The sequence below is a fragment of the Anaeromusa sp. genome (assembly GCF_028691475.1).
Taxonomy (GTDB): Bacteria; Bacillota; Negativicutes; order Anaeromusales; family Anaeromusaceae; genus Anaeromusa.
Window position 1 is genome coordinate 1 of record NZ_JAQUZF010000122.1, and the last position, 6865, is coordinate 6865.

5 protein-coding genes are annotated in these 6865 nt (G+C 49.1%); 3 read left to right on the forward strand and 2 right to left on the reverse strand.

Translation table 11 applies throughout. From position 1 onward, the window contains the following. Window positions 1–753 precede the first annotated feature (753 nt). Both PHF27_RS12360 and PHF27_RS12365 read left to right on the forward strand, forming a co-directional pair. Window positions 754–2316 carry a diguanylate cyclase gene (locus tag PHF27_RS12360; RefSeq protein ID WP_300070550.1) on the forward strand — a complete coding sequence of 521 codons (1563 nt, stop codon included), beginning with the start codon at window positions 754–756 and terminating at the stop codon, window positions 2314–2316. 49 nt (window positions 2317–2365) lie between these two features. Beyond that, on the forward strand, window positions 2366–2878 hold the full coding sequence (locus PHF27_RS12365) for a hypothetical protein (protein WP_300070553.1): 513 nt from the start codon (window positions 2366–2368) through the stop codon (window positions 2876–2878). Window positions 2879–3062: 184 nt separating this feature from the next. On the opposite strand, the gene PHF27_RS12370 is transcribed toward PHF27_RS12365, so the two are convergent. Together PHF27_RS12370 and PHF27_RS12375 are read right to left on the reverse strand one after the other, a co-directional pair. Continuing rightward, window positions 3063–4430 carry an amidohydrolase family protein gene (locus PHF27_RS12370; RefSeq protein ID WP_300070556.1) on the reverse strand — a complete coding sequence of 456 codons (1368 nt, stop codon included), beginning with the start codon at window positions 4428–4430 and terminating at the stop codon, window positions 3063–3065. A gap of 28 nt (window positions 4431–4458) precedes the next feature. Next, a complete protein-coding gene (locus PHF27_RS12375; protein WP_300070558.1) occupies window positions 4459–5106 on the reverse strand; it encodes a membrane protein in 648 nt (215 codons plus the stop codon). A gap of 189 nt (window positions 5107–5295) precedes the next feature. Here PHF27_RS12375 and PHF27_RS12380 point away from each other — a divergent pair, with 189 nt between their 5' ends. Further along, complete coding sequence (locus tag PHF27_RS12380) at window positions 5296–6492, forward strand: DEAD/DEAH box helicase (protein ID WP_300070561.1); 1197 nt, start codon at window positions 5296–5298, stop codon at window positions 6490–6492. The last annotated feature ends 373 nt before the right edge of the window (window positions 6493–6865 follow it).

Consider the following 6865-nt stretch of genomic DNA (forward strand, 5'->3'; position numbering starts at 1 on the left):
GATTTAATTCAAGCCGCTATTCTTAAAAAAGATCAAGGCGGCGGACGCAGCACAAGCTATTCATTGCAATTTTGACTTGGGTGGGGACAGTTTTTCTGAACCGGTTTTAGTGATTTTGGCAAGTCGGGAATATCATAAAAAGGAAAAACTTGGAAATGTCTCTTTTGTCCTAAATAAAAAAGAAAATGTAAGATGATTGTTTTGCTAATTATCGCGTTGCAGGTTCGCAATAGTGGTATAATGAACATAGGTGTCACAATAAAAGGGAGATGTTGATTATGGGAGACAAGAGTCCGAAAAACAAGGAAAAAAAGAAGAAAAAAGCTGAAAAGGACAAAGCTGTTAAACAAACAGATACCTTGATCTCGTCAATAAAATAGGTTGTAAAAAAGCGCAACTGCTTTAAGAAGCTGCGCTTTTTTTCTTTTTAGTGGACCTGATTCAAGGGGACGACTCTGATATGCTGGCTAGGGCTTTTGCAGTTCGGGGCGATTTTTCCTCAGTGTTCTTTATGGAAGCAGTTTGAAAATTGTATATTATTGCAGGAGTTGGTTGCATTTAAATAGAATTTAATTTTAATAAATTGAAAATGAAGTCTGCTTTTCGATAGAAATGGCGCAAGATACTGAAATGAAGGCCCTAGACAATGGGAATTTCGTAGAATGGTGTTGCTTTGGGATTTCAGACCACAGTAAGAGACTGGTAGAGCCCGATGACAGAGTAATGTATTTTTGAAAAAGAAGTGGAGTGTAAATGAAGAATAGCACTAGCATTCCGAGAAGAGTGGCGGTTCGATACTTACAATTGATTTTGCCTGTTTTATTGATCTTGTTTGTATGCTTGGCAGGCACGATTTATTATTTGGACAGTCACAATCAAATGAGAATAAACCAGGATGTCAGTGGGAAAATTCTCGATCAGGCTAATAAAACGCTCCAGACTTGGATTGACGATCAATTGGTGGTTTTAGCGATACTTGCCGACGATGCAAGGGTTATTGAGGCTTGCGCCCAGCCTACGGACGCCGAGGCCGTGGCGCGCGCCAATGACTTTTTACGTTCCTTTCATGAAAAAAATGGTTTTTATGAAAACATTGCGCTGTCGGCTAATTTGCGTCCAGACTTTGATTTTGAGTTGACGGCTGTCAACGGCAAGAAGTATGTCATTAAACGAGGGGTATTTTTTGCGGATTCGACTAGGGGCGATTCGATTGGAAAATCAAATGCGGAGCATCCTATGGCGAAGTCGATCTATGATGAAGGAAAGCCTAATGTGATTACCCATGTATATCGAAGCTTGATCTATGGAAACCCTGCGTTTATCATTTCTTTGCCGGTTCATAAGGACGGGGCGTTCGTAGGCGCTATACACGTAGCAATGCCAATGCGGCATTTTACGGATAAATTTGTCAATGCCGTCAAAATGGGTCAAACCGGCTATATGTTTATGGTAGATGATCGGGGGCTGCTTATTTCGCACCCTAAAAAAGAGTCTATTCTTAGTGTAGAAGCAGCTAAAAATTATGAACCGGTATTGTCGCGCATTGTAAACGGCGAGGAATATTTTGAGCAGTTTGTGGATGATGTTGATAAGACCTACCATGTTATGAAATTTGATTTTCATGGCATTAATCATGTGAGTGAGTGGTATTTGGTATTGGTGCAGAATACGGACGAGATACTCGTATCGTCTATGCGTTTTATTTGGTTGATTAGCGTGTTTTTGGTCATTGCGTTTTTATTGGTTATTGCCGTTGTCTACTTGTCTACCGTAAAATTACTGCATATTGGTTTTCACGACGTTCTGACAGGTTTGTATAATCGCAATTACTTAGAGCATGAACTTCTGCGTCTGGCAACAGGCCGCTTCAATCCGATTGGCTTTATTTCCATTGATGTGGATGGGCTCAAGTTGGTCAATGATACTTGCGGACATACTGCGGGGGATGTCTTGCTGACGGCCGTAGGGAAAATGATTAAGGAGTGTTTTGACCACCACGATCTTGTTATACGCCTAGGGGGCGATGAATTTGCTGTTGTCATGCAGATGACCGATGATGTCGTTGTTCAAGAAGCCTGCCAGCGGGTCCGCGACAAGATTGCAGCACACAATCGAGTAAATAGCGCTGTTCCAGTGAGCGTCTCCATTGGTTGGGCGATCGGCCATGCCGCTGATGCCAGTAGTACCAATGCAATTATTAAAGAAGCTGACACGTTGATGTACGGGGAAAAGGAAGCGAATCGCTTGAAATACGCTGTTCTTTTTGCGGAACGCTTACGTCAATATGGTCAGAAACTTTTTCAAGCGGACAAATAGAGGAAAACCGTCTCTCTCGCCGAATTTACTCTTCTTGGGAGGGATGAATATGAAATCATTATTTCGCGGCTTGCTGTTGGGCTGCCTGGTTTGTTTGCTAGCGCTTCCGGCGCAGGCTGCCTCTAAAGACGATAAAACGGTGAAGGTGGTCAAGGATCTTACGGTGGCGTTTGCGGTGCTGCCGGCGGAGGAGCTTCAGGATAATACGCTGTTGGCGTCGGATTTAAATAAAGCGATTTTAGCGGAGTTTGGTCTGCAGAAAAATGACGCCAACGCGGCTACTATAGTAGAAATAAAGAAGGTAACCGGGGAAGCCTTGAAAATGCCTGGATTTCTGGCGGGGGAAGACGCCTGTCAGTATCATCTCAGCGCTACGGTGCTGATTCGGGATGCAAAAACAGGCGTGCTGCAGCAGAAAAAGCTGCTCGACTGTCGGGCTACGGTGCAGACCGAGGCGGAAGCGTATAAGCTGGCTCTTTCTAAGGCTGCTAAGCAGGTGCGTTTCTATGTGCGCGGTGATGAAACGAAAACCGCGACCACGGCGAAAACAGCGTCCAAATAAAGTTCATAAACGATACACAAGGAAAAAGTCCGTACCACATTCAACTGTGATACGGACTTTTTTGATCTGTTCTCTGTAGTCCTCTTCGAACCCTCACTTTACTCCCTTTACTCTTGTTCAAAACTATATTCGTAGCTCTCCTTCGTACCCTCCCGCGACTCACGTGACTCTTGTTCAATTCTTCTTATATCTGGTAATCGTAAGCAGGGCACTGGCAGCGGATGCTGCGTCCCGCTTTGTTGTCCCGGATGACGCCATGATCCAGTGCTAAGCGGCCATTGACAATGACATAGTCAATGCCGCTAGGAGGTGCGTCTGGCGTAAAGAAGGTGGCGTTGTCGCTGAGAGACTGGATGTCGAAAACGACGATATCCGCGTCCCTGCCTTCTTCGAGACGCCCTTTTTGTAACAGTCCCAGGGTGTCCGCTGGGAGTAAGGTGGCTTTGCGGATGGCTTCCATGAGGCTGAGGTCGTAACGGTTCGCAACCATTTTTTTGAAGTATCGAGGGAAGCTGCCGGCGATTTGCGGGTGTCCTTCGCCGGGCGCGTAAGCGCCGGTGTCAGTGGAGGGCATGGCCGAAGGATGCAGCAGCGCTTGGTAGATTTCTTCTTCAATGCCTGTTAGCACCACGACGGAGGTAGTGGGGGCTTCAGCTCGCAGATGCTTATAAAGCTCCGGCGTCAGGCGCTGGCCGTGATGCGGCCCGGTGATGACAATGATGTCTTCCAGCTTCCATTCTTCGCGGGCTAGGGCTTCTTCATTAAAAAGAACGGTGCCGATATGGGTGGCCCATTCCGTGTACATGCCGCTGTCAAAGCGGATGTCCAGGCCGTCCTGGATGGCTTTGGAGATGACTGTCAGGGCTTCTTTGATCATGCCGGTGCCGTATTGATAGACGAGGTGAGAAATTTGCATGCGCGCGCCGGTCTGGCGGGCGATGGTAATGGCTTCTACCAGGGAATACAAATCATTGTTGCTGAGAAGCCGGGTGTCGATGGAAATAAGGCGGCCAAAGCGAGCGGCTAGGCGGCTGAGGCGCAGCACTTCTTCCGCAGAGCTTCCGGGAACATAGGCAAGGCCTAAAGAAAGTCCGCAAGCGCCAGCTTCGAGCGCTTGGGATGCTAGACGCTCCATGGCAAGAATCTGTTCATTGGTGGCGGGCTGCAGCGGATCTTCGACGCCGACAGTGCGGCGCAGTGTTGAATGGCCGATGAATTCAGCCTGGTGTAGCGGAAAGCCTGTTTCGTCCTGCTCGCGAAAAAATTGCTCCAAATCTAAGGGGCTCGCGCCGCAGTTGCCGCCGACGGTGGTCGTAATGCCTTGACGCAACGAAAGCTCTGCGCAGTAAGGGGCGGCGTCGATATGCCCGTGCATGTCAATAAATCCGGGGCAGACAATATGACCAGCGGCGTCTAACTGTTGTTTTCCTTCAAAAAGTTCGCCGTTGCGAATGGCGGCAATGCGACCGTCTTGAATCGCTAGGTGACCCTGAAGACGCAGCTGGCGCGCCGGGTCGAAGAGAATACCATTGTTAATGACAAGATCATACATAATACGATTGACTCCCGTTTGTTTTCATTTATTCGTTGCTGGCTTTGGCCAACGGCTTAACGGAATCTTTGAAAAAACTGCGATGCTGAATGTCTTCGGGGCGTTCGTTGCGAAGGCGGAAGGCCCATTGGATGGAGGGGCCCAAGGTCAAAGCGATAATAATGGTGCCAAGGCCAATTGGTCCGCCCAAGAAATAACCTCCTATGGCGACGCTGCTTTCGAGGAGGGTGCGGATGAGCCACACTTGCTGGCCGGTTTTTGCTACGGCTCCCACCATGAAGCTGTCCCGGGGACCGGCGCCAAAGGCGGCGGTCAGGTAGAAATAGCTGGCCCAGCCGATGATCCAGATGCCCAACAGGAGCATGAAAAGCTGAGCGGGAAGAGAGGTCGGCGAGGGCATAAAAGGCAGCCACATGAAAAAATCAATGTAGAAGCCGATGAAAATCATATTGGCTATGCTTCCCCAACCGGGTTTGACCCCTAGAAACCAGCTCAAGGCGATTACCAGAGCGCCGCAGCCTTGCGAAACTTGTCCTAGTGTCAGCGGTAGATAGTTGGTGAGGCCTAGGTGCAGTACGTCCCAAGGGGCTGTGCCGAGATTGCTTTTTACAGTCAGCACAATTCCGAACCCGAACAGGCAGAGACCCCACATTAAAAAAGCGATACGCTTACCCATAGAATCTCCTCCCTGTATTTTGTGTTTCCTTCTATCATATCACAAGAACAAGGTTACATCACTTCTTTGTTGCGGCGAATGTTAGACGGAAAAGTGTACTAAGTAAGCGGGGAGATTGGTTTTTTGAGAGGTCTATGGTAGGATAAAGAAACAGTAGTTGTCTAAGTGAGCAAATTAAGGAGAAAAAGCATGAGTAAATCCTTTGAAGAGTTAGGTGTGCAGCCAGTTTTGGTCAAGGCGTTAGCCGCGCAGCAGCTGCAGATTCCGACGCAGATACAAGAAGAGATGATCCCCCGGGTGTTGGCGGGAGAAAATGTGGCGGCGCGTTCCGCTACAGGAACAGGGAAAACCCTGGCGTATTTGCTGCCTCTTTTGCAGCGTATTGATCCAGGAAAAAAGGAGATTCAGGCGGTGATTTTGGCGCCAACTTACGAGCTGGCTATGCAAATTTACCGTGTACTGGGCGCATTGGCGAAGGAAGCGGCTTTGGATGTGACGGCGGCCTCTCTAATTGGCGGTGCGGCGTTGACACGGCAGATTGACGCGCTCAAGAAAAAACCGCAAATTGTGGTTGGCTCGGCGGGGCGTGTGCTTGAACTGCTGCGTAAACGCAAGCTGTCTTTGACAAGCGTGCGTACGCTCGTGCTTGATGAAGTGGATCGACTGTTGGATGAACAAAATTCGCCGACCGTGGAACTTGTGATCAAAGAGGTTCCGGCGCAGCGGCAATTGCTGATGGTGTCGGCTACGCTGCCGGCGCGGGCGCAAAAAGTGATTGAACGCTTGGAAAAGACGGTCAATTTGATTGAAGCGGCGGCGGAAGTGAAGCTGCCGGAGCAGTTGGTTCATTGCTATGTGAAAGTGGAGCATCGGGAAAAATTGGACGAATTACGCAAGGTGCTACATGCGTTGGACGTCAAGCGGGCGCTGCTTTTTGTGGAGCAGCAGGGCCGGTTGGAAATGGTGCTGGAGAAACTGCAGCATCACGGCGTAAAGGTGGCGGGTCTTCGTAAGGATGCAGGCAAGCAGGAGCGTAAGGAAGCCTTAGAGGCAATCAGTAAGGGAAAGATATCCTTGTTGGTAGCGACGGACTTAGCAGCTAGAGGCCTGGATATTCCGGGGGTTACCCATGTGATTAATTTGGATTTCCCTGACGAGCCGCAGACGTATCTGCACCGAGCCGGGCGCACTGGCAGGGCCGGACAGGAGGGCATGGTAATTTCCTTAGTGACGCCCGGGGAAGTGACCAGGCTGGAACGGTGCCGACGCAGCTTGCAAGCGGATATGCAAGAGTACTTTCTTAATAAGGGGCGCTTTTTGAAACGACAGGCGCGGAAGCAAGAGCCTGTGAAGCGGAGCAAGCCAGTGAAGCCGGTGAAGAAATAAAGCCAGAGAATACGAACCGGCAGGTCGGGATTGAACAAGAGAACCGGAGTGGCCGGAGGGTACGGTAGAGGGTCACTGGCAATAGATGCGGAGCTACAACCAAAAGACACCTGTGAGCTGCTCACAGGTGTCTTTTGGCTTGTTGGGCGCTGTCGACTTTCAGTGGAAGCGTTTGGCCGACAGCTTTCGATTAGTAGGCAAAGCTGCTTTGATCTTACTCAGTGTTTTTTAGAATGCTTGGTATAACAAGGTGGAAACGACAGCGAGCGCAAGGAATAATGCAATGCTGAATACTCCCATGCTTAAAGCGGTAACGTTACTGTCGGGCATACTGGTAAGAGACATAGGTTTCGAAGAAATGGTTCCTGCACGT

Coding starts and splice junctions, on each gene's coding strand:
- PHF27_RS12360 (WP_300070550.1), top strand. CDS start 754: ATGAAGAATAGCACTAGCATTCCGAGAAGAGTGGCGGTTCGATACTTA.
- PHF27_RS12370 (WP_300070556.1), bottom strand. CDS start 4,430: ATGTATGATCTTGTCATTAACAATGGTATTCTCTTCGACCCGGCGCGC.
- PHF27_RS12365 (WP_300070553.1), top strand. CDS start 2,366: ATGAAATCATTATTTCGCGGCTTGCTGTTGGGCTGCCTGGTTTGTTTG.
- PHF27_RS12375 (WP_300070558.1), bottom strand. CDS start 5,106: ATGGGTAAGCGTATCGCTTTTTTAATGTGGGGTCTCTGCCTGTTCGGG.
- PHF27_RS12380 (WP_300070561.1), top strand. CDS start 5,296: ATGAGTAAATCCTTTGAAGAGTTAGGTGTGCAGCCAGTTTTGGTCAAG.